The 20,134-nt window shown below is 60.4% G+C and carries 19 protein-coding genes; 12 read left to right on the forward strand and 7 right to left on the reverse strand.

The annotated features are described in order from the left end of the window. Positions 1–51: 51 nt before the first annotated feature. A complete protein-coding gene (locus ACM6IQ_RS25390; RefSeq protein ID WP_414880135.1) occupies positions 52–2,463 on the reverse strand; it encodes a penicillin acylase family protein in 2,412 nt (803 codons plus the stop codon). A 114-nt stretch (positions 2,464–2,577) separates the two neighbouring features. Continuing rightward, entirely contained in the window at positions 2,578–3,159 is a 582-nt protein-coding gene (locus ACM6IQ_RS25395; RefSeq protein ID WP_017341347.1) for a DUF6436 domain-containing protein, read from the reverse strand. A 97-nt stretch (positions 3,160–3,256) separates the two neighbouring features. On the opposite strand from ACM6IQ_RS25395, the gene ACM6IQ_RS25400 reads away from it, so the two are divergent. Then, positions 3,257–4,204: an alpha/beta hydrolase gene (locus ACM6IQ_RS25400; RefSeq protein ID WP_017341346.1), complete on the forward strand. Its 948-nt coding sequence runs from the start codon at positions 3,257–3,259 to the stop codon at positions 4,202–4,204. A 101-nt stretch (positions 4,205–4,305) separates the two neighbouring features. Here ACM6IQ_RS25400 and ACM6IQ_RS25405 read toward each other — a convergent pair whose 3' ends face one another. Beyond that, positions 4,306–5,058: a DUF2059 domain-containing protein gene (locus ACM6IQ_RS25405; RefSeq protein ID WP_017341345.1), complete on the reverse strand. Its 753-nt coding sequence runs from the start codon at positions 5,056–5,058 to the stop codon at positions 4,306–4,308. Positions 5,059–5,166: 108 nt separating this feature from the next. Between ACM6IQ_RS25405 and ACM6IQ_RS25410 the strand changes: the two genes are divergently transcribed. Together ACM6IQ_RS25410 and ACM6IQ_RS25415 are read left to right on the forward strand one after the other, a co-directional pair. Further along, positions 5,167–5,799: a 2OG-Fe(II) oxygenase gene (locus ACM6IQ_RS25410; protein WP_414880136.1), complete on the forward strand. Its 633-nt coding sequence runs from the start codon at positions 5,167–5,169 to the stop codon at positions 5,797–5,799. Positions 5,800–5,801: 2 nt separating this feature from the next. Further along, positions 5,802–6,287 (forward strand): DUF523 domain-containing protein, encoded by a 486-nt coding sequence (locus tag ACM6IQ_RS25415; protein ID WP_414880137.1) that lies wholly within the window; start codon positions 5,802–5,804, stop codon positions 6,285–6,287. A gap of 134 nt (positions 6,288–6,421) precedes the next feature. Here the strand turns inward: ACM6IQ_RS25415 and ACM6IQ_RS25420 are convergent, their stop codons facing one another. After that, positions 6,422–7,006 carry a transporter substrate-binding domain-containing protein gene (locus tag ACM6IQ_RS25420; RefSeq protein ID WP_414880138.1) on the reverse strand — a complete coding sequence of 195 codons (585 nt, stop codon included), beginning with the start codon at positions 7,004–7,006 and terminating at the stop codon, positions 6,422–6,424. Positions 7,007–7,142: 136 nt separating this feature from the next. Between ACM6IQ_RS25420 and ACM6IQ_RS25425 the strand changes: the two genes are divergently transcribed. After that, positions 7,143–7,568: a DUF4399 domain-containing protein gene (locus tag ACM6IQ_RS25425; RefSeq protein WP_017341341.1), complete on the forward strand. Its 426-nt coding sequence runs from the start codon at positions 7,143–7,145 to the stop codon at positions 7,566–7,568. Between the two features lie 63 nt (positions 7,569–7,631). Here the strand turns inward: ACM6IQ_RS25425 and serA are convergent, their stop codons facing one another. Further along, a complete protein-coding gene (gene serA, locus ACM6IQ_RS25430; RefSeq protein WP_017341335.1) occupies positions 7,632–8,861 on the reverse strand; it encodes a phosphoglycerate dehydrogenase in 1,230 nt (409 codons plus the stop codon). A 204-nt stretch (positions 8,862–9,065) separates the two neighbouring features. On the opposite strand from serA, the gene ACM6IQ_RS25435 reads away from it, so the two are divergent. From ACM6IQ_RS25435 to ACM6IQ_RS25450, 4 genes are all read left to right on the forward strand, one after another. After that, positions 9,066–10,460 (forward strand): FAD-binding oxidoreductase, encoded by a 1,395-nt coding sequence (locus tag ACM6IQ_RS25435; protein ID WP_031319170.1) that lies wholly within the window; start codon positions 9,066–9,068, stop codon positions 10,458–10,460. Between the two features lie 37 nt (positions 10,461–10,497). After that, the gene (locus tag ACM6IQ_RS25440; protein ID WP_017341333.1) at positions 10,498–11,163 is read left to right on the forward strand and encodes a fumarylacetoacetate hydrolase family protein; all 666 of its coding nucleotides are present in this window, start codon (positions 10,498–10,500) and stop codon (positions 11,161–11,163) included. Positions 11,164–11,412: 249 nt separating this feature from the next. After that, positions 11,413–12,342, forward strand: coding sequence for an SdiA-regulated domain-containing protein (locus ACM6IQ_RS25445; RefSeq protein ID WP_414880139.1), 930 nt, complete (start codon positions 11,413–11,415; stop codon positions 12,340–12,342). 116 nt (positions 12,343–12,458) lie between these two features. Further along, on the forward strand, positions 12,459–13,376 hold the full coding sequence (locus ACM6IQ_RS25450) for an SdiA-regulated domain-containing protein (RefSeq protein ID WP_017341331.1): 918 nt from the start codon (positions 12,459–12,461) through the stop codon (positions 13,374–13,376). 128 nt (positions 13,377–13,504) lie between these two features. Here ACM6IQ_RS25450 and rpiA read toward each other — a convergent pair whose 3' ends face one another. Further along, a complete protein-coding gene (gene rpiA / locus ACM6IQ_RS25455; protein ID WP_017341330.1) occupies positions 13,505–14,179 on the reverse strand; it encodes a ribose-5-phosphate isomerase RpiA in 675 nt (224 codons plus the stop codon). Positions 14,180–14,520: 341 nt separating this feature from the next. On the opposite strand from rpiA, the gene ilvA reads away from it, so the two are divergent. Together ilvA and ACM6IQ_RS25465 are read left to right on the forward strand one after the other, a co-directional pair. Continuing rightward, a complete protein-coding gene (gene ilvA, locus ACM6IQ_RS25460; RefSeq protein WP_414880140.1) occupies positions 14,521–16,035 on the forward strand; it encodes a threonine ammonia-lyase, biosynthetic in 1,515 nt (504 codons plus the stop codon). A gap of 39 nt (positions 16,036–16,074) precedes the next feature. Then, the gene (locus ACM6IQ_RS25465) at positions 16,075–16,500 is read left to right on the forward strand and encodes a DUF2269 domain-containing protein (protein ID WP_017341328.1); all 426 of its coding nucleotides are present in this window, start codon (positions 16,075–16,077) and stop codon (positions 16,498–16,500) included. 48 nt (positions 16,501–16,548) lie between these two features. Here ACM6IQ_RS25465 and ACM6IQ_RS25470 read toward each other — a convergent pair whose 3' ends face one another. Then, positions 16,549–17,205, reverse strand: coding sequence for an HAD family hydrolase (locus tag ACM6IQ_RS25470; RefSeq protein WP_017341327.1), 657 nt, complete (start codon positions 17,203–17,205; stop codon positions 16,549–16,551). A 143-nt stretch (positions 17,206–17,348) separates the two neighbouring features. Between ACM6IQ_RS25470 and ACM6IQ_RS25475 the strand changes: the two genes are divergently transcribed. Both ACM6IQ_RS25475 and ptsP read left to right on the forward strand, forming a co-directional pair. Next, positions 17,349–17,828: an RNA pyrophosphohydrolase gene (locus ACM6IQ_RS25475; RefSeq protein WP_007897732.1), complete on the forward strand. Its 480-nt coding sequence runs from the start codon at positions 17,349–17,351 to the stop codon at positions 17,826–17,828. A gap of 22 nt (positions 17,829–17,850) precedes the next feature. Then, positions 17,851–20,130 (forward strand): phosphoenolpyruvate--protein phosphotransferase, encoded by a 2,280-nt coding sequence (gene ptsP / locus ACM6IQ_RS25480; protein WP_017341326.1) that lies wholly within the window; start codon positions 17,851–17,853, stop codon positions 20,128–20,130. Positions 20,131–20,134: the final 4 nt, after the last annotated feature.

The following is a 20,134-nucleotide window of genomic DNA, read 5'->3' on the forward strand; positions in this document are numbered from 1 at the left end:
CGTGCTGGGAGCTAGCCTGCTAGCGATGAGGCCAGTCCAACCAATACGAATCTACTGCGCAGCCCGCGCCGGCAATAGCTTCAACGTGCTCCGTGTATTGGCCGTCACTTCCTCATCATTGAGATGCGCCTGGAAGTACATCCCTTCGACATACGCCTCCGCCTGATCCTCGTAATGCCGGTCAAACGGCACACCACTCTGGCCCACCGGGTTCACGGTCAGGCTGTGCGCCGGGTCGGCGAAATCGATCAGGCGCCGGGTCGATGGCCCATACGTGACCGGCCATGGCGCCGGCCCGATTTTGGCCGAGAGGTTGTTTGGCACTTCATGGGTACCGGGCGCCGCGAACGGCCCGACATTGAAAATCCGGTCCAGCGGCTTCTGCTGCCCCAGTGGATGACCATGGGTCAGCGTATGCGCCTTGCCCCACTGCCATTGCGCGAAATCCGCACCCAGGGTGGTCTTGAGGTGAGCAATGCTCGCTTGCCACGCCACCCTGACCGTATCGGCGCGCGTTTCCTTGCCGAGGGTGTTGCGGTTGTCCCACCACGGCGAATCAGCGTTCGCCGCCAGACGAGGCAGCGCAGCGTCGATCACCCGCGTCGAAAGCAGCGTTTCGAAAAAGTCGTTGCCCAGTTCATCGTGCATCGATGCGTCGGCGAGGTTGAACAGGAGCTGGTTGAACAGCGTGGCGCTGGTTGAATCCAGCGGGTAATCACCTTTCCACTGAGCCAGTTGCTCCACCAGTTTGAGTTCGGCGGAGTCGCTCACCACTTCACGCAACACCGGCAACAATGGCGCGAGCAAGCGCGGGCCGTAAGCAGTGGTGGTGCCCAATTGCAACTTCTGGCTGGTCTCCAGATCCCACTTGACGGTTTTGTCGCCGAGCTGGCGATTGAGCTGCTGACCTCGATCGGCGAGGTTGTAGTAACCGGGAATCTCCATGCCGGTCGGCGACACGGGCTGGAAGTTGGCCGAGACGATGTAGCCCCGTGCCGGGTTCTCTTCCTGGGGGTTGGCGCTGAAGGGGTAGAAGCCGTCCTTGTCCGATTCGGCGCTGCTGCCGTCAAGGATGAACCAGGGCCGAACACCGGCGGGCCGTTTCGGCAATTGCGCCGCTGCCCACCAGCCGATGTCGCCCTTGGCATTGGCCCACACGATGTTCAGGCCGGGTGCCTGGACCTTGGCGGCGGCACTGCGCGCCTTGGCCAGGGTGTCGGCGCGGTTGAGCTGATAAAAACCTTCGAGAATCGGATTCTGGCTTTCGAGAAAGCCCCACCACATGGCAATTGGCGTTTTGCCGACGCTGTTGCCCAGCGCATCGTTGACGATCGGCCCATGGGGCGACTGGCGCAGCACCAATGTCACGGGCGCCTGGCCCTTGACCGCGATCTGCTGCTCGCTGGTGACCATGTCCACCCACTTGCCGCGATACCAGACCTGATTGGGGTTATCCGGGTTGACCTTCTCGGCGATCAGGTCGAGGTCGTCGTTCTGGAACATGGTGATGCTCCAGCCGAAGTCGCGGTTCATCCCCAGCGAGGCGAACGGCATCAACGCCTGATAGTGACCGTAGAGTTCGAAGCCCGGTGCCGAGAGTTGTGCTTCGTACCACACCGACGGCGCGGAAAAGCGGATATGCGGGTCACCCGCCAGCAGCGGCTTGCCGCTTTTGGTGTGGTTGCCGGAGACCACCCAGGCGTTGCTGCCCTCGAACTGTGGCAAGCCGTTGTCTGCCAGCGCCTGCTCGCTCAGGCGGGCGAGGGCGTTGAGGTCTTTCCAGTCGGCGCTGGCGAGGGGTGGCATGGCGCCGCCAGGGTTTTTCGCCAGCACGCCTTTGGGCTGCCAATCGAGATCGAAAACGTTCAGGTACTCGGCGCCCAACTGATCGCGCACGTACGTCAGCAACGGTTCAGTACGAAACGCCGCGGCAAAACTGTAGGCCATGTATCCGGCGATGCTGATGGTGTCCTGCGCGGTGAACGGGCGTTTTGATATGCCCAGCGCATCGAACTCGGCGGGTTTTGCATGACCGTCCTGATACTGGTTGATGCCATCCAGATAGGCCTGCATGGCAATGAAAGACGGGGACTGTTTGTCCAGATTGGCGAGGTAGGTTTCGGCGCGATCGCGAATCCGCAGGCTGCGCATCAGTTTGTCGGTGTCGAGCAGTTTCGGGCCCAGCACTTCGGCCAGTTCACCGCGGGCGAGGCGACGCAGGATTTCCATCTGGAACAGCCTGTCCTGGGCGTGCACATAGCCGAGGGCGCGGTACAGGTCGGTCTCGTTTTCGGCGCGGATGTGCGGGATGCCGCGCTCGTCGTAACGGACGGTGACGGAGCCTTGCAGGTGTTGCAACTCAACCATGCCCTGGCGTGTCGGCTGCTTGCTGTAGACGTACCAGCCGGCGCCTGCGGCGAGCACGACAATCAGCAGGACGAGCGCAGTCAGGAGGCGTTTCATGGTGATTCCTTGTTCTTGTTATGAGTGGCAGCAATTCCCTGGCATCACTGTTTAACACGGCCTGCCGAATCGGCCCATCACCCGTAGGAGGGATTCTTGTTGCCTGACCTGTCGCTACTTTGTTGTATCGACTGGCCACGGGCAGTAACACCCGACTGCCAGGGTGTGCGTGGCATTCACCGCGCGGCCGGCGTTCAACGCTTGCAGGATCGGTTCGATAAAGCTGTTGCTCGAATTGCAGGTCAGGCCTTCGCTGTAAGGGCCGAAGTAGGCGAGCTTGCCGCTGCGATCCCAGATCGCCACGGCCGGGCTGGCCGGGATCTGTTCCGAGCCTGGGAGGACGGTGATGGTTTTCAGGCTGCTCAAGGTGCTGGGCAACTGGCCGTGGCTGCCGGGCTTTTGTACCGCATAGAACTCGACGCCCTGCGCAGCGTACTGCTCGACCAGTTCGCTCAGGTGTTGCTGATTGCCGACGTTGCACGGGCAGGCCGGGTCCCAGAAATGCACGAGGCGGATGGCGCCGGGGCCGGCGAGGGTGTCGGGCAGGCGCAACGGGTCGCCGGAAAATACCGCGGTGTGCTCGCTGAACGCGCGCAGATAGCGTCCCTGAAACCAGTCGTAAGCCGACCACAACACACCGGCACACACGAGGGCGATCAGGCTGGCAAGCAGTGGGGTGCGGTAGGGCAAGCGCATGGGTGTCGATCCTCGAAGGTCGCCCAGCTTGCCATGCTTGCCGCGACAGATGAATATCGCAGGCTTATAAAGTCTGCTTCGTGCTCTGGAATCGCCCATGTCCGCCACTTTCGACCCTGATCATCTGCGTGCCGGCCTGCGCCCTCTGGCCGAGTGGCAGCCGCTGTCCGTGGAGGCGCTGGCGTACCAGCGGTTCTACGGCGTGGATTTTCCGGGGCGTCAGTTGCGCAGGGGCCTGGGGCGTTTCGAGGTGGACGGTTATGAGCTGGTCAGCCAGCTCTGGTGGCCGGAGCGGGCGAAGGCCACGTTGTTTGTGTTTCACGGTTTCTACGATCACACCGGGCTTTACCGGCATGTGATCGAATGGGCCCTGGATCAGGGGTTTGCGGTGATTGCCTGCGACTTGCCGGGGCACGGTCTGTCCAGCGGCGAACGGGCGAGCATCAAGGATTTCGCCGAGTATCAGGACACGCTGCAAGGGCTGTTCGCCGAGGCGCAATCCCTCGATCTGCCGCAACCGTGGCACCTGTGCGGGCAGAGTACCGGTGGCGCCATCGTGATCGATCATGTGTTGAATGAAGGTGCGAACAGCCCGGCACAGGGTCAGGTGATTCTGTTGTCGCCGCTGGTGAGGCCGCGGGCCTGGGGGTGGTCACAGCTCAGTTATTACCTGCTCAAACCTTTCGTCAAAGCCATCGCCCGGCGCTTCAGCGAGAACTCCAACGACCCGGATTTCCTGCCATTCCTGCAAGCCGACCCGTTGCAGCCGCTGCGCCTGCCAACAGCGTGGGTCGGCGCGCTGGCGCGCTGGATCAAGCGCATCGAGGCCGCACCCGGCAGCATGCGCCAGCCGCTGATCGTGCAGGGGCAGGCGGACATGACGGTGGATTGGAAGCACAACCTTGAAGTGTTGAAAACCAAGTTCGATCGGCCGCAGGTGCTGATGTTGCCGCAGGCTCGGCATCATTTGGCGAATGAGACCTTGGCGTTGCGGGGGGAGTATTTCGGGTTTTTGACGAAGCGGATCAAAGGCCGGAATCTTTAGCGTTTGTTCGGGCTTCATCGCGAGCAGGCTCGCTCCCACAGTTGACCGAGTTGCTTGGGAAAACCAGGTCTAATGTGTGCGAGCCTATCTGATGCCGAAGATTACTGGTTGAGGCTCGAAGGATTCTGCCCCACCGCCAACCCCGCCCGAATCGCCGCCAACGCCGCCTGGTAATACGCCTTGCCTTCAGCCGACTCGGCAAACGTGGCGAACTCCTCCAGCTCGTCATCCGACAGGTCGCGATAGACATACAGCAACGTGTTGTTCAGGTCGCTGCCGATCTGCTCCATCAAGCGCTGACGCTGACCGTTCAACAGGCCTTGCGCCTGACCGCCGCCGAGCAGGCCGGGGATCATCGAACTCAAGCTGTCGGCCGCGACGCCGGCAATCGCCAGGCTGACTTCCGCGCCGGCCTCGCGCGCGGGCAAGGCCTGGGCGAGGTGACCGATGATCAGCATGCGGTTGTCGCTGGCCTGAATCTTCGGCAGGCCCTTGGCGTTCTTCGCCAACTGATCACGACGGGTCGCCAGCAGTTCGGCGGCCACGATTTTCTTGCCCAGCGGCGACTGGAAGAAGGTCAGTGCCGGCTTCGGATCAGCAAGGGTTTTGCGCAATTGCGCTTCGGCGCGCTGGTCCACGGCCTGCGGGGCAAAGCGCTGATTGCTGTTATTCACCAGCGCTTGAAACACGGCGGGCGGCAGGCTGTTCTGGTAACGCTGCTGAGCGGCTGAGAGAGCATCGTTGAAATGCGCGCGTTGTTCTGGCCAGCCGGCGACCTTGTACAACTGGTCGTGGCCGTCTGCCCAGGCGGGCAAAACGCAGAACATCAGCAGTGAGAAAAGCAAACGGCGCATAGGGACTCCTGTCAGCAGGCGACTATTCTCCGTGCGGCATACGGACTTGTCGAGAATTCGTATCAAGCCGCTGCGCGGCTCTGTCGGATTTTCGGGCACAGGAATACTATGCGCGCCATGCAAATATCCTCTGATCACCCGCTGCTGTTACGTATCGTCGATGACCTGGCTGAACACGGCTGGTCGCAGCAGAATATTTTCCTTCCTCTGGATCTGACCCGGGCGTTGGCCGCTGAGTGCCGTAAACGTGCCGCCGAGGGTGAACTGGCCCCTGCCGCCGTGGGCCGCGGGCCGACATCGGAGATTCGCGAGAGGATTCGCGGCGACAAGATCCAGTGGATCGAGCCCGGTCAGGCGTTGGCATGCGACAGCTACCTGCAGTTGATGGACAGCCTGCGCGAGGCCATGAATCGAGGCTTGTATCTGGGCCTTGAAGATTTCGAAAGCCATTTTGCGATGTACCCGCCCGGCGCTTTCTACCTCAAGCATGTCGACCGCTTCCGCGATGACGACCGACGCACGGTCTCGGCGGTGGTCTACCTCAACGACGCCTGGTTGCCGGAGCACGGCGGTCAGTTGCGCATGTACCTCAAGGAAGACGTCGAATACGATGTGGTGCCTACCGGCGGATGCCTGGTGGTGTTCCTGTCGGGCGAGGTGCCCCACGAAGTCCTGCCCGCGACCCGCGATCGCCTGTCATTGACCGGCTGGTTCCGGCGCCGTGGCAACGAGCCGTTCTGATCATGCAGAAAATCCTGGTAAGTCGCTGCCTGCTCGGCCACCGCGTGCGTTATGACGGCGGGGCCAGCGGGCCGTTCGATCAGCTTCAACAGTGGCTCGACGAAGGTCGCGTCGTGCCGTTGTGCCCTGAGGTCGCCGGCGGGTTGCCGACGCCACGGGCGGCGGCAGAGATTCCGGGCGGGCAGGGTGGGGAGGTGCTTGATGGCCAGGCTTCGGTGATCACCACCGAAGACGAGGATGTCAGTGCGCAGTTTCTTTCTGGCGCTTATCAGGCGCTGGAACTGGTAGAAAAACACGGCATCCGCATCGCCGTGCTCAAGGCCAACAGCCCGTCTTGCGGGAATTTGCTGACCTATGACGGCTCGTTCAGCGGCGTGAAGGTCAGCGGTGAAGGCGTCACTGCTGCGTTGCTCAAGCGCCATGGTGTGCAAGTGTTCAGCGAACTGGAGTTGCCGCAAGCGGCTTCGGTCCTGGCAGCACTCAGCTAGCGATCAACACAAAACCACTGTGGGATCGAGACCGGCTTGCCGGCGATAGCGGTCTGACAATCAATGAAGATGTTGAGTGTTATGCCCTCATCGCGAGCAGGCCCGTTCCCACAGGGTTGTTCATCAGCCTGAGATCAGGGTTTGGGCGCCACACTCGCATCCGCGCCAAACCATTTCTGCTCCAGCGCCGCCATCCGCCCATCCGCCTTGATCCGCTGCAACGCGTTCTCCAGGCTGGCGTGGAACGCCGGGTTACCCTTCTGAAACGGAATTGCCAGCTCGACAGGAGGGCTGGCTTTCGGTTTTTCGTCCGTCAGCGATTGCACCAGCAGGATGGAGCGAGGCTCTTCTTTCTGAGCGATCAACTGCGCATCGGCCTGAATGTAAGGTTCGCTGAAGTCGAAACGATCCTTGAGTTCCGGGGTCACTGCTATGTGGTTGATGGCGATGTCGTACTTGCCGCTTTCGACGCCGGACAACAGATCGCTGGAGTCGGTGACGACAAAGTCGGCCCGTACATCCAGCTCGTTGGCCAGCAGCTGGCCCAACTCGACTTCGAAGCCACTGAGTTGGCCGTCGTCCTTGAAATTGAAGGGCGGTGTATTAGCCTCAATGGCAATGCGTAATTCGCCGCGGTCGTTTACATCATCAATCAGTTCGGCATGAGCCAAAGGGCTCAGAAGGGGTAGCAGGCAGATCAGGCCAGGCAGAAAGCGCATGGTCACTCCTTTGAATACATTTATCGCGATGCGCTGATTCAGGCTCGCTTTGCTATGGTTGTCGAGAGCCTTCGACAACGAATGGCCGTGAAGTTGTCATGGTCACGCGGATTTTATGAAAAAACTGGAGAAGAGAATGAAAACCTTTATGTCACGTGCTGCGCTGACCGGTCTGCTGATGGGCGTTTCGGTGCTGGCCAGTGCGGCTACGCCGGCACCCAAGGGTGCTGAAGTGTCCATCGTTTCTCCTAAAGATGGTGGGACTGTCCCGCAAACGTTCAAAATCAAGTTCGCTGTTAAGAACGTGGCGTTGGCGCCAGCGGGCGATCTCACCAAGAATACGGGCCACCACCATTTGCTGGTCGATGCCAAGGAAATCGTTGCAGCAGGGGCCGTCATCCCGACAGATGCCAATCACGTTCATTTCGGCAAGGCGCAGACAGAAACCGAGCTGACGCTGACACCGGGCAAGCACACCTTGCAGCTCGAGTTGGGCGACATGAGCCACATGGCCTTCGATCCGCCGATCGTTTCCGAGAAGATCACCGTCAACGTCAAGTAACGATAGTAGCGGCCATGAAAAAGGAGACCCGAAGGTCTCCTTTTTTTGTCGCTCAAATTGCTGTCAGAACAACACGCGGCAACGAATGGTGCCGTTGATGTGCTGCAGCTTCTCTTGCGCCAGGTCCGAGTACTCGGCGTCGACGTCGATGACCACGTAGCCGACTTTCTCGTTGGTCTGCAGGAACTGACCGGAGATGTTGATGCCGTTTTCGGCGAAGACCTTGTTGATCTCGCTCATCACACCCGGGATGTTCTCGTGGATGTGCAGCAGACGGTGCTTGCCAGGGTGAGCCGGCAGGGCCACTTCCGGGAAGTTCACCGACGATACCGAAGTACCGTTGTCGCTGTACTTGACCAGTTTTTCTGCCACTTCCAGACCGATGTTGGCTTGCGCCTCAGCGGTGGAACCACCGATGTGCGGGGTCAGGATCACGTTGTCCAGGCCACGCAGCGGGCTTTCGAACTCTTCGTCGTTGGAGCGTGGCTCCACCGGGAATACGTCGATGGCTGCGCCGATCAGGTGCTTGTCCTTGATCGCGTCCGCCAGGGCTTGCAGCTCGACCACGGTGCCGCGCGCGGCGTTGATCAGGATGCCGCCCTTCTTGATGGAGCGGATTTCCTTCTCGCCGATCATCCACTGGGTCGCAGCGGTTTCCGGAACGTGCAGGGTGACGATGTCGGACATGCCCAACAGCTCGTGCAGGTTGCCGACCTGGGTCGCGTTGCCCAGTGGCAGCTTGGTCACGGTGTCGTAGAAGTACACCTGCATGCCCAGGCCTTCAGCCAGGACCGACAGTTGCGTACCGATCGAGCCGTAGCCGACGATGCCGAGCTTCTTGCCACGGATTTCGAAGGAGTTGGCCGCGCTCTTGATCCAGCCGCCACGGTGGCAGGAAGCGTTCTTCTCAGGGATGCCGCGCAGCAACAGGATCGCTTCGGCCAGCACCAGCTCGGCAACGGAGCGAGTGTTGGAGTACGGAGCGTTGAACACCGCGATACCGCGTTCGCGGGCCGCGTTCAGGTCAACCTGGTTGGTGCCGATGCAGAAACACCCTACAGCCACGAGCTTCTTCGCGTGATCGAAGATCTCTTCGGTCAGTTGAGTGCGGGAGCGAATGCCGATGAAGTGAGCATCAGCGATCTTTTCCTTCAGCTGAGCTTCCGGCAGAGAACCGGTGAGGTACTCGATGCTGGTGTAGCCCGCCGACTTGAGAACGTCGACAGCCGATTGGTGGACGCCTTCGAGAAGAAGGAACTTGATCTTGCTCTTATCGAGAGAAGTCTTGCTCATCTGCGTAAACCTGTATCCCGGAGAAAAATGGCAGGAAATAGCCAGCAGACGCTGACCCGGACGGCAGGAAAGCCGTCGCCGCAGAATAGCCGTTGGGCACTATCCTGCGGGGTCGGTATGCTAGCATATGCACCCCGCTAAACACTCATTCCTGCGACGTGAAGCGTTCTCAGGATGACCATGAATTGTTCGAGAGTTCCGTCGATGACCAATCCTGCCCTGATTGATGAGCTGAAGACCTTGGTTGAGCCTGGCAAGGTGCTGACCGATGCCGACTCCCTGAATGCTTACGGCAAGGATTGGACCAAGCACTTCGCCCCGGCCCCGACCGCCATTGTGTTTCCCAAGACCACCGAACAGGTCCAGGCCATCGTCCTTTGGGCCAATAAACACAAGGTGGCGCTGGTGCCGTCCGGCGGACGTACCGGGCTGTCCGCCGCTGCGGTGGCCGCCAATGGCGAAGTGGTGGTGTCGTTCGACTACATGAACCAGATTCTCGACGTGAACCTGACCGACCGCACCGCTGTATGCCAGCCGGGTGTGGTCACCGAGCACCTGCAGAACGTCGCCGAAGACAAAGGCCTGTACTATCCAGTGGATTTCGCTTCCGCAGGTTCGAGCCAGATTGGCGGCAATATCGGCACCAATGCCGGCGGGATCAAGGTCATTCGCTACGGCATGACCCGTAACTGGGTGGCCGGCATGAAAGTCGTCACCGGCAAGGGCGATGTGCTGGAGCTGAACCGCGATCTGATCAAGAACGCCACCGGCTACGACCTGCGTCAGCTGTTCATTGGCGCGGAAGGCACCCTCGGTTTTGTGGTCGAAGCGACCATGCGTCTGGACCGTGCGCCGAAAAACCTCACTGCGATGGTGCTCGGCACCGCCGATTTCGACTCGATCATGCCGGTGTTGCACGCCTTTCAGAGCAAGCTCGACCTGACGGCCTTCGAGTTCTTCTCCGACAAAGCCCTGGCCAAAGTCATGGGGCGCGGCGATGTGCCGGCACCGTTCGAAACCGATTGCCCGTTCTATGCACTGCTGGAATTCGAAGCGACCACCGAAGAAGTGGCCAACCACGCCCTGGAAACCTTCGAGCACTGCGTCGAGCAGGGCTGGGTGCTGGACGGCGTGATGAGCCAAAGCGAAACCCAGTTGCAGAACCTGTGGAAGCTGCGCGAATACATCTCTGAAACCATCTCCCACTGGACGCCGTACAAAAACGACATTTCGGTCACCGTGTCAAAAGTCCCGGCGTTTCTGAAGGAAATCGACGCGATCGTCGGCGAACATTACCCGGACTTCGAAATCGTCTGGTTCGGTCACATTGGCGATGGCAACCTGCACTTGAACATCCTCAAGCCGGACAACCTGAGCAAGGACGAGTTCTTCGCCAAGTGCGCCACCGTCAACAAGTGGGTGTTCGAAACCGTCGAGAAGTACAACGGTTCGATTTCCGCCGAACACGGCGTGGGCATGACCAAGCGTGATTACTTGACCTATAGCCGCTCGCCGGTTGAGATCGAGTACATGAAAGCCGTCAAAGCGGTGTTCGACCCGAACGGCATCATGAACCCGGGCAAGATTTTCGCTGTTTGACTTTCGAACTTAAGAGCTACGAACCAGGAGTCGGTCAATGAGCTATCAGCACCAGTATGTCGATGGAACGCGTATCCACTTTCCATTGGGTAAAGTGGTGTGCATCGGCCGCAACTACGCCGAACACGCCAAGGAACTGGACAACCCGGTGCCTACAGAGCCGCTGCTGTTCATCAAGCCGGGCAGTTGCGTGGTGCCGCTGGAAGGTGGTTTTACCATTCCAACCGAGCGTGGCTCGGTGCATTACGAAGCGGAAATCGCGGTGTTGATCGGCAAGCCTTTGTCGACGAAGCCAAGCCGTGAAGAAGTGCTGGATGCCATTTCAGGTTTCGCCCCGGCGCTGGACCTGACCCTGCGCGACAAGCAGGCCGAGCTGAAATCCAAGGGCCTGCCATGGGAAATCGCCAAGTCTTTCGACGGTGCCGCAGTGATTGCCCCGTTCGTGTCCGGCAGCACCTTTGCCGACCTGACTGACATTGGTATTCGCCTGACCATCAACGGCGAAGTCCGCCAGGATGGCAACAGCAGCGCGATGCTCAACCCGATCGTGCCGATGATCCAGCACATGGCCGGCTGCTTCTCGCTGCAGGCCGGTGATGTGATCCTGACTGGCACGCCGGTTGGCGTGGGTCCGCTGAATGTCGGTGATGAGCTGGTTATCGAATTGCCGGGCGCCAGCAGCTTCACAAGCAGCGTCCGCTAACCGCAACACCCTGTGGGAGCGAGCCTGCTCGCGATGGCGGTCTGTCATTCAACATCTTTGTCGACTGACACGGCCTCATCGCGAGCAGGCTCGCTCCCGCATTGGTTTTTGTGGTCGGCCGAAAAAGGGCAATCCCGCCATTTGCCGTTTTTTTCACATCTTGTCTGGATAATTCCGCGGAATCCGGCGTCTGAGCCGGTCCCAATTGTGCTATTACCCTTAGCCTGAATTTCTGGAACGCATCCCTTGATGGCCATCCAATCGCTGCCCACGCTTAAAACTGCCCGGCGCCCGCGCTTTTTCATGCGCTGGTATTACTGGCTGTTGCTGGCCGTGGCCGCCGCGTATGGCCTTGCGTTTGCGATGCATTGGGATGACCGCGGTGTGCTCTGGGTGCTGGAGCGTTTCGAAAGCCAAACCGAACGCCAGGAAAGTATCTGGCTCCCGGAATACCGCGCGGTAATCGATGCCAAGCCATTGCCGGGGATGGAAAAGGACGAAGCGTCCGACCTGGCCTACAACCCTCAAACCAAAACCCTGTTCTCGGTGATGGGCAAAAACCCGTTCCTGGTCGAGCTGACTTTGCAAGGCGATGTGTTGCGCAAGATGCCGCTGGTGGGCTGGAGCAATCCGGAAGCCGTGACGGTCATGGGCAACGGCCTGCTGGCCATCGTCGATGAGCGTGAGCACTTGCTGACCATCGTCAAGGTCGACGCCGATACCCGTGAGTTGAACATCGCCAACTTCCCGAAGTACGACCTCGGTCCGTCGAAAGACCAGAACAAAGCCTTCGAAGCGATGGTCTGGGATGCACGCAATCAACAAATGCTGCTGGGTGAGGAACGGCCACCGGCGCTGTTCACCTGGAAAAGCGCCGACGGTCAGACACTCACCGGCGACAAGCAGAAGCTTGCCAGTGACGAACTGGACATCCGCAACCTCTCGGCCCTGGCCATTGACCCGCGCACCCGGCACACGCTGGTGCTGTCCGCTGACTCCCACTTGCTGCTGGAGCTGGACGAGAAGGGCGAGCAGGTCAGTTTCATGACCTTGCTGGGGGGCTTCAATGGTCTGAAGAAGACCATTCCTCGCGCCGAAGGCGTGACCATGGATGACAATGGCACGCTGTACATGGTGAGCGAGCCTAACCTGTTCTATCGATTCGAAAAGCAGCACTGATTCGATTTTTGTAGGAAACGCGACGCTCAGTTGTAGGCCCAGGCTAATGGCCATTAAGCTTCAATTCAGACTGCCGTGGTATTTCATCCACCCGTCCTGATTCCGAGCTTGCCTGAATGCGCCGACTTGCCCGTCCCAAACCCCTGATGCTGATTGTGCTGGTAATTGCGCTGATCGTGCTGGTTGCGATCGGCCAGTACCTGCGGCTGTTCGAGCGCACCTGGTTCAATCTGCACACGCTTTGGCAGGCTGAGAGCGAACAGTCCATCGGCCTGGGTCACTATCAGGTCGCGGTCGAGGGTCGGGTCATCGAAGGCCTGGACGACGATGTGTCGGCGCTGACCTTTGATCCGGTGCGCAAAAGCCTGTTCACCGTCACCAACAAAAACTCCGAACTGATCGAGCTGTCGCTGGAAGGCCGGATCATTCGGCGTATCTCGCTGGTCGGCTTCGGTGATCCGGAGGCAGTGGAGTTCATCAGCGCCGACACGTATGTGATCACTGACGAGCGCCAGCAACGGCTGATCAAGATTCATCTGGAAAAGGACACCACGTTCCTCGACGCAGCGGAAGCCGAGCAGATGACCCTGGGCGTGCACATGAGCGGCAACAAGGGCTTCGAAGGCCTGGCCTACGATTCGGTGGGCAAACGCCTGTTTGTCGCCAAGGAGCGCGACCCGATGCTGATCTATGAAGTGCAGGGTTTCCCGCATTACAACCCGGAAAAATCTTACGCGGTGCACGTGGTCAACAACCCCAAGCGCGATGCCGGGATGTTTGTCCGAGACCTGTCGAGTCTGCAATACGACGAACGCAGCGGCCATTTGCTGGCGCTGTCCGACGAGTCGCGACTGATTCTGGAGCTGGACGTGGACGGGCGACCACTGAGCACCATGTCATTGAACAAGGGGCGTCAGGGGTTGCAGAAGACGGTGCCACAAGCGGAAGGGATCGCCATGGATGACGACGGCACGATGTACCTGGTGAGCGAGCCGAACCTGTTCTACGTCTTCAAAAAACCAACGCAAAACTAACCAACACCCCAAAACCAATGTGGGAGCGAGCCTGCTCGCGATGAGGTCGTGTCAGTCGATAGAGATGTTGACTGAAAGACCGCTATCGCGAGCAGGCTCGCTCCCACAGGGTTTATCTGCGTGTCTGATTATTGGGCGCGGAGGGTTTTCACGCCTTCGCTGGTGCCCAGCAACAGCAAATCCGCCGGACGCGCCGCGAACAACCCATTGGTCACCACGCCGACGATCGCATTGATCTGCGACTCCAGCTCCACCGGGTTGGTGATCTGCATGTTGAACACATCCAGAATGATGTTGCCGTTGTCGGTCAACACGCCTTCACGGTAAACCGGGTCGCCGCCGAGCTTCACCAGCTCGCGAGCCACATGGCTGCGGGCCATCGGGATCACTTCCACCGGCAGCGGGAACGCGCCGAGCACCGGCACCAGTTTGCTGGCGTCGGCGATGCAGATGAAAGTCTTGGCCACGGCCGCGACGATCTTCTCGCGGGTCAGGGCCGCGCCGCCGCCCTTGATCAGGTTCAGGTGCTCGTCGCTTTCATCGGCGCCGTCCACGTAGAACTCCAGGTCGCTGACGGTGTTCAGCTCATACACCGGAATGCCATGGCCCTTGAGGCGCGCGGCGGTGGCTTCGGAGCTGGCGACGGCGCCGTCGAATGCACCTTTATGCTGGGCCAAAGCATCGATGAAGCAGTTGGCAGTGGAGCCGGTGCCGACCCCGACGATGCTCTTGTCGTCGAGTTTCGGGAGGATGAAGTCGACGGCGGCCTGGGCCACTGCCTGTTTGAGTTGATCCTGGGTCATGCGGGCTCCGAGGTGCCGAAGAGGGGAAACGAAAGGCGGGCATTATAGGCTTCGGGGCGGGGAAGGTCATTGCCCGATTGGCGGGTGCGACGGTATGTCTGAGCGAGCAGAGTCTTGTGGCGAGGGAGCTTGCTCCCGCTGGAGCGCGAAGCGGTCCTCTCGCATGCCTTCCGGCATACCGCGCCAGCAGGGTTTGCGACTGCTGCGCAGCCGAGCGGGAGCAAGCGCCCTCGCCACAAGGTATGTGCCTGGCCTTAAAACCACCGGTTTAGTGTGGTCGCCCGGCCGAAAGCCGGGTTAGACTCCATGGCCCTGCCCAACCCGCTCAGTGATGCTTTCCGATGCTCGAACAGTACGTCAAAAAGATCCTCACCTCGCGCGTTTATGACGTTGCCGTAGAAACCCCATTGCAGACTGCCCGCCAGCTCTCCGAGCGGCTGGGCAACAGTATTTTGCTCAAGCGTGAAGACTTGCAGCCGGTGTTCTCGTTCAAGATTCGCGGGGCCTACAACAAGCTCACGCAGCTGAGCGATGAAGAGCGCGCTCGCGGCGTAGTGACCGCTTCGGCGGGCAATCACGCGCAGGGCCTGGCCCTGGCGGCGAAAGTGCTGGGCGTGAAAGCCACCATCGTCATGCCGAAAACCACTCCCGAGATCAAAGTCGAAGGCGTGCGTTCCCGAGGCGGCAAAGTCGTGCTGCACGGGGATTCGTTTCCGGAAGCCCTGGCCTACTCGCTGAAACTGGTCGACGAAAAAGGCTACGTCTACATTCACCCGTACGACGATCCCCACACCATTGCCGGGCAGGGCACGGTGGCCATGGAGATTCTGCGCCAGCACCCTGGGCGCCTGGACGCGATCTTCGTTCCGGTGGGCGGCGGCGGGCTGATCGCCGGTATCGCGGCGTACGTGAAATACCTGCGCCCGGACATCAAAATCATCGGCGTCGAGCCGGACGATTCCAATTGCCTGCAAGCGGCCATGGCCGCCGGCGAGCGCGTGGTGCTGCCGACCGTGGGCATCTTCGCCGATGGCGTCGCGGTCGCTCAGATCGGTCAGCACACCTTCGATATCTGCAAAGACTATGTCGATGAAGTGATCACGGTCAGCACCGACGAGATCTGCGCGGCGATCAAGGATATCTACGACGATACCCGCTCGATCACTGAACCTGCCGGCGCTTTGGGCGTGGCCGGGATCAAGAAGTACGTCGAGCAGCGCGCCGTCACAGGTCACACCTTCGTGGCCATCGACTCCGGCGCCAACGTCAACTTCGACCGCTTGCGTCACGTCGCCGAACGCGCCGAGCTGGGTGAGGGCCGCGAGGCCATTATCGCCGTGACCATTCCCGAGAAGCCGGGCAGCTTCAAGGCGTTCTGCGAAGCCATCGGCAAGCGCCAGATCACCGAATTCAACTACCGCTACAACACCGGCAGCGAAGCGCACATCTTCGTTGGCGTGCAGACGCACCCGGAAAACGACCCGCGCAGTGCGTTGCTCGCCAGCCTGACCGAGCAGGGTTTTCCGGTGCTGGACCTGACCGACAACGAACTGGCCAAGTTGCACATCCGGCACATGGTTGGCGGCCGCGCGGCGCAGGTGGTCGATGAAGTGGTGCTGCGTTTTGAATTTCCGGAGCGGCCGGGCGCGCTGTTCAACTTCCTCAGCAAGCTGGGCGGGCGCTGGAACATTTCGATGTTCCATTACCGCAACCACGGCGCGGCGGATGGTCGTGTGGTCGCGGGCCTGCAAGTGCCTCACGAGGAACGTCACCTGGTACCGGCGGCGCTGGAAGAAATCGGCTACCCGTACTGGGACGAGAGCGACAACCCGGCCTATCAGCTGTTTCTTGGCTGAGGGGCTACGCTGATGGGCAGGTCATAAGGAAATCGAACAATGGAAACGTTAACTGCCCTGAAAATGGCCCACACCGCGGCGACGGCAATATTGTTGGGCTGTGCACTGGGCCTGGGGATATGGGTTTGGCGAACGCGGCGTAATGGCGATACGACTGCTGCGGCGCGCACGCTCCAGCGGCCACGAGTGTTCGTCTGGCTACTGATGGGCGTGGCGTTGCTGAGCATGCCGTTTACCGGCTGGTGGATGGTGCACCTGGTGGGCTGGCCGCTGGGGCAGACGTGGTTGCTGGGGTCCAGCGTGCTCTACACCGTGGCGGCGTTGGGCTGGTTCTGGTTGCTGGTGCGGCTGAACAGGCTGCGCACTGCGCCGGGAGGCAACGGCAGGTTCACCTTTGCACTGGCACTGTTCAGCTTTGTTTGTTTTGTCGCGATTGCGGGATTGATGGGCGCGAAGCCGGTTTAAGGCTTGGGCGAGTCGACCCCCATCGCGGGCAAGCCCGCGATGGCGATTTCAGTCGCGCAGACTGATCACCGGCCAGCCACGCTTCTCGGCCTCGGCTCGCAAGTTCGGATCCGGATCAACCGCCACCGGATTCGCCACCTGCTCCAGCAATGACAAGTCGTTCATCGAGTCGCTATAGAAGTAACTGTCTTCCAGCGAATGCCCGGTTTCTTCCAGCCAGCGACTTAGCCGCGTCACTTTGCCTTCACGGAAGCACGGGATGTCGGTGCTGCGCCCTGTATAACGGCCATCGACCATTTCACATTCGGTGGCGATCAGGGTTTCAACGCCCAAACGCTCGGCAATCGGACCGGTTACAAAGCGGTTGGTCGCGGTGATGATCACCAGCTTGTCACCCGCTTCACGATGCTGGGCCAGTAGATCGATCGCCTTGGGCAACACAATCGGCTCGATGCAGTCGCGCATGTAATCGAGGTGCCATTGATCCAGCGTGGCCATTTCGGTGCGGCCAAGGACTTCCAGGCAAAAGTTCAGGTAGGCGTCGTTATCCAGCTTGCCGGCCAGGTAATCCTGATAGAACTCATCGTTGCGTGCCTTGTAGGCAACGGCGTCGAGGAAGCCGCGTTCGCACAGGTAATCGCCCCAGGCGTGGTCACTGTCGCCGCCCAGAAGGGTGTTGTCCAAGTCGAATAAAGCCAGCCGCATTGCAGTTACTCGCTGAAAAGTCTGTAGAAAGGTGTCCAGAATACGGACTTTTCACAAGAGTGCACATAAGCTAAGCCGGCTCGTTGCTGCCTTCACAACCTTTGTGGAACAATGCGGCGACATGCGTTTGCGAGGTTGTTGCCGTGATCGACCCCGATGGTTTCCGCCCCAATGTCGGGATCATTCTCACGAATGATGCCGGACAGGTGCTATGGGCTCGCCGTATCAATCAAGATGCCTGGCAGTTTCCACAGGGTGGTATCAACCCCCAGGAGACGCCGGAAGACGCCTTGTACCGCGAGTTGAACGAAGAAGTGGGTCTGGAGCGTGAAGATGTTGAAATTCTCGCCTGCACCCGGGGCTGGTTGCGCTATCGTTTGCCGCAACGTCTGGTCCGTACCCACAGCCAACCGCTGTGCATCGGCCAGAAACAGAAATGGTTTCTCCTGCGCCTGATCTCCAACGAGCAGCGGGTGCGGATGGATTTGACCGGTAAACCGGAATTCGATGGCTGGCGCTGGGTCAGCTATTGGTATCCGTTGGGCCAGGTGGTGACATTCAAGCGCGAGGTGTATCGACGCGCTCTCAAAGAGCTTGCCCCGCGCCTTTTAGCGCGCGACTGACGACGGAGTTCGACCCCGAGCCATGCTCAATACGCTGCGCAAGATCGTCCAGGAAGTTAACTCCGCCAAGGATCTCAAGGCGGCGTTGGGGATTATTGTGTTGCGCGTCAAAGAGGCCATGGGCAGCCAGGTCTGCTCGGTCTACCTGCTTGACCCCGAGACCAACCGCTTCGTGCTGATGGCGACCGAGGGCTTGAACAAGCGCTCGATCGGCAAAGTCAGCATGGCACCCAACGAAGGTCTGGTCGGCCTGGTCGGCACGCGTGAAGAACCCCTTAACCTCGAAAACGCCGCGGATCATCCGCGCTACCGCTACTTCGCCGAGACCGGTGAAGAGCGCTATGCCTCATTCCTCGGGGCGCCGATCATTCACCACCGCCGCGTCGTCGGCGTGTTGGTCATTCAGCAAAAAGAACGCCGCCAGTTCGATGAGGGTGAAGAAGCCTTCCTCGTGACCATGAGCGCGCAGCTCGCCGGCGTTATCGCCCACGCCGAGGCCACCGGTTCGATTCGGGGGCTGGGCCGTCAGGGCAAAGGGATTCAGGAAGCCAAGTTCGTCGGTGTGCCGGGCTCGCCGGGTGCGGCGGTCGGTACGGCGGTGGTCATGTTGCCTCCGGCCGATCTGGATGTGGTGCCGGACAAGACCATCGTCGACATCGAAGCTGAACTCGGGCTGTTCAAGACCGCCATCGAAGGCGTGCGCGCCGACATGCGTGCGTTGTCGGCCAAATTGGCCACGCAGCTGCGCCCCGAAGAGCGGGCCTTGTTCGATGTGTATCTGATGATGCTCGACGACGCCGCGCTGGGCAACGAAGTGACCACCGTGATCAAGACCGGTCAGTGGGCCCAGGGCGCGCTGCGCCAGGTGGTCACCGATCATGTCAATCGTTTCGAATTGATGGACGACGCCTACCTGCGTGAACGCGCCTCGGACGTCAAGGACCTCGGCCGCCGCTTGCTTGCCTACTTGCAGGAAGAGCGCCAGCAGACCCTGGTCTACCCCGACAACACCATTCTGATCAGCGAAGAACTGACGCCGGCGATGCTCGGCGAGGTGCCGGAAGGCAAGCTGGCGGGCCTGGTGTCGGTACTTGGCTCCGGCAACTCCCACGTGGCAATCCTCGCGCGCGCCATGGGCATCCCGACGGTGATGGGCCTGGTCGACCTGCCGTATTCCAAGGTCGACGGCATTCAGATGATCGTCGACGGCTATCACGGTGAGGTCTACACCAACCCCAGCGAAGTACTGCGAAAGCAGTTCGCCGAAGTGGTCGAGGAAGAAAAACAACTGGCCCTCGGGCTGGATGCATTGCGCGACTTGCCGTGCGTGACCGTCGATGGCCACCGCATGCCGCTGTGGGTCAACACCGGCCTGCTGGCGGACGTGGCGCGGGCGCAGAAGCGCGGCGCCGAGGGTGTCGGTCTGTACCGCACCGAAGTGCCGTTCATGATCAACCAGCGGTTCCCGAGCGAAAAGGAGCAGTTGGCGATCTACCGCGAGCAACTCGCCGCGTTCCATCCGCAACCGGTGACCATGCGCAGCCTGGACATCGGCGGTGACAAATCGCTGTCTTACTTCCCGATCAAGGAAGACAACCCGTTCCTCGGCTGGCGCGGCATTCGCGTCACCCTCGACCACCCGGAAATCTTCCTGGTGCAGACCCGCGCGATGCTCAAGGCCAGCGAAGGCCTGAACAACCTGCGGATTCTGTTGCCGATGATCTCCGGCACCCATGAACTCGAAGAAGCCCTGCACCTGATTCACCGGGCCTGGGGTGAAGTCCGCGATGAAGGCTGCGACGTACCTATGCCGCCGATCGGCGTGATGATCGAGATCCCGGCGGCGGTGTATCAGACCAAGGAACTGGCACGGCAAGTGGATTTCCTGTCGGTCGGCTCCAACGACCTGACCCAGTACCTGCTGGCGGTGGACCGAAACAACCCGCGGGTAGCCGACCTCTACGACTACCTGCACCCGGCGGTGCTGCAAGCCCTTCAAAGCGTGGTGCGTGACGCCCATGCCGAAGGCAAGCCGGTGAGCATCTGCGGTGAAATGGCCGGTGACCCGGCGGCGGCGGTGCTGTTGATGGCGATGGGCTTTGACAGCCTGTCGATGAACGCCACCAACCTGCCGAAAGTGAAGTGGATGCTGCGTCAGATCAACCTGAGCAAGGCCAAGGAACTGCTCGCGGAGCTGATGACCATCGACAACCCGCAAGTGATCCACAGTTCGCTGCAGTTGGCGCTGAAGAACCTCGGGTTGGCGCGGATGATCAATCCGGCGGCGATCAAACCGCTCTGAAACA

It is taken from the genome of Pseudomonas sp. IT-P100 (assembly GCF_949767185.1).
GTDB classification, from domain to species: domain Bacteria; phylum Pseudomonadota; class Gammaproteobacteria; order Pseudomonadales; family Pseudomonadaceae; genus Aquipseudomonas; species Aquipseudomonas fluorescens_B.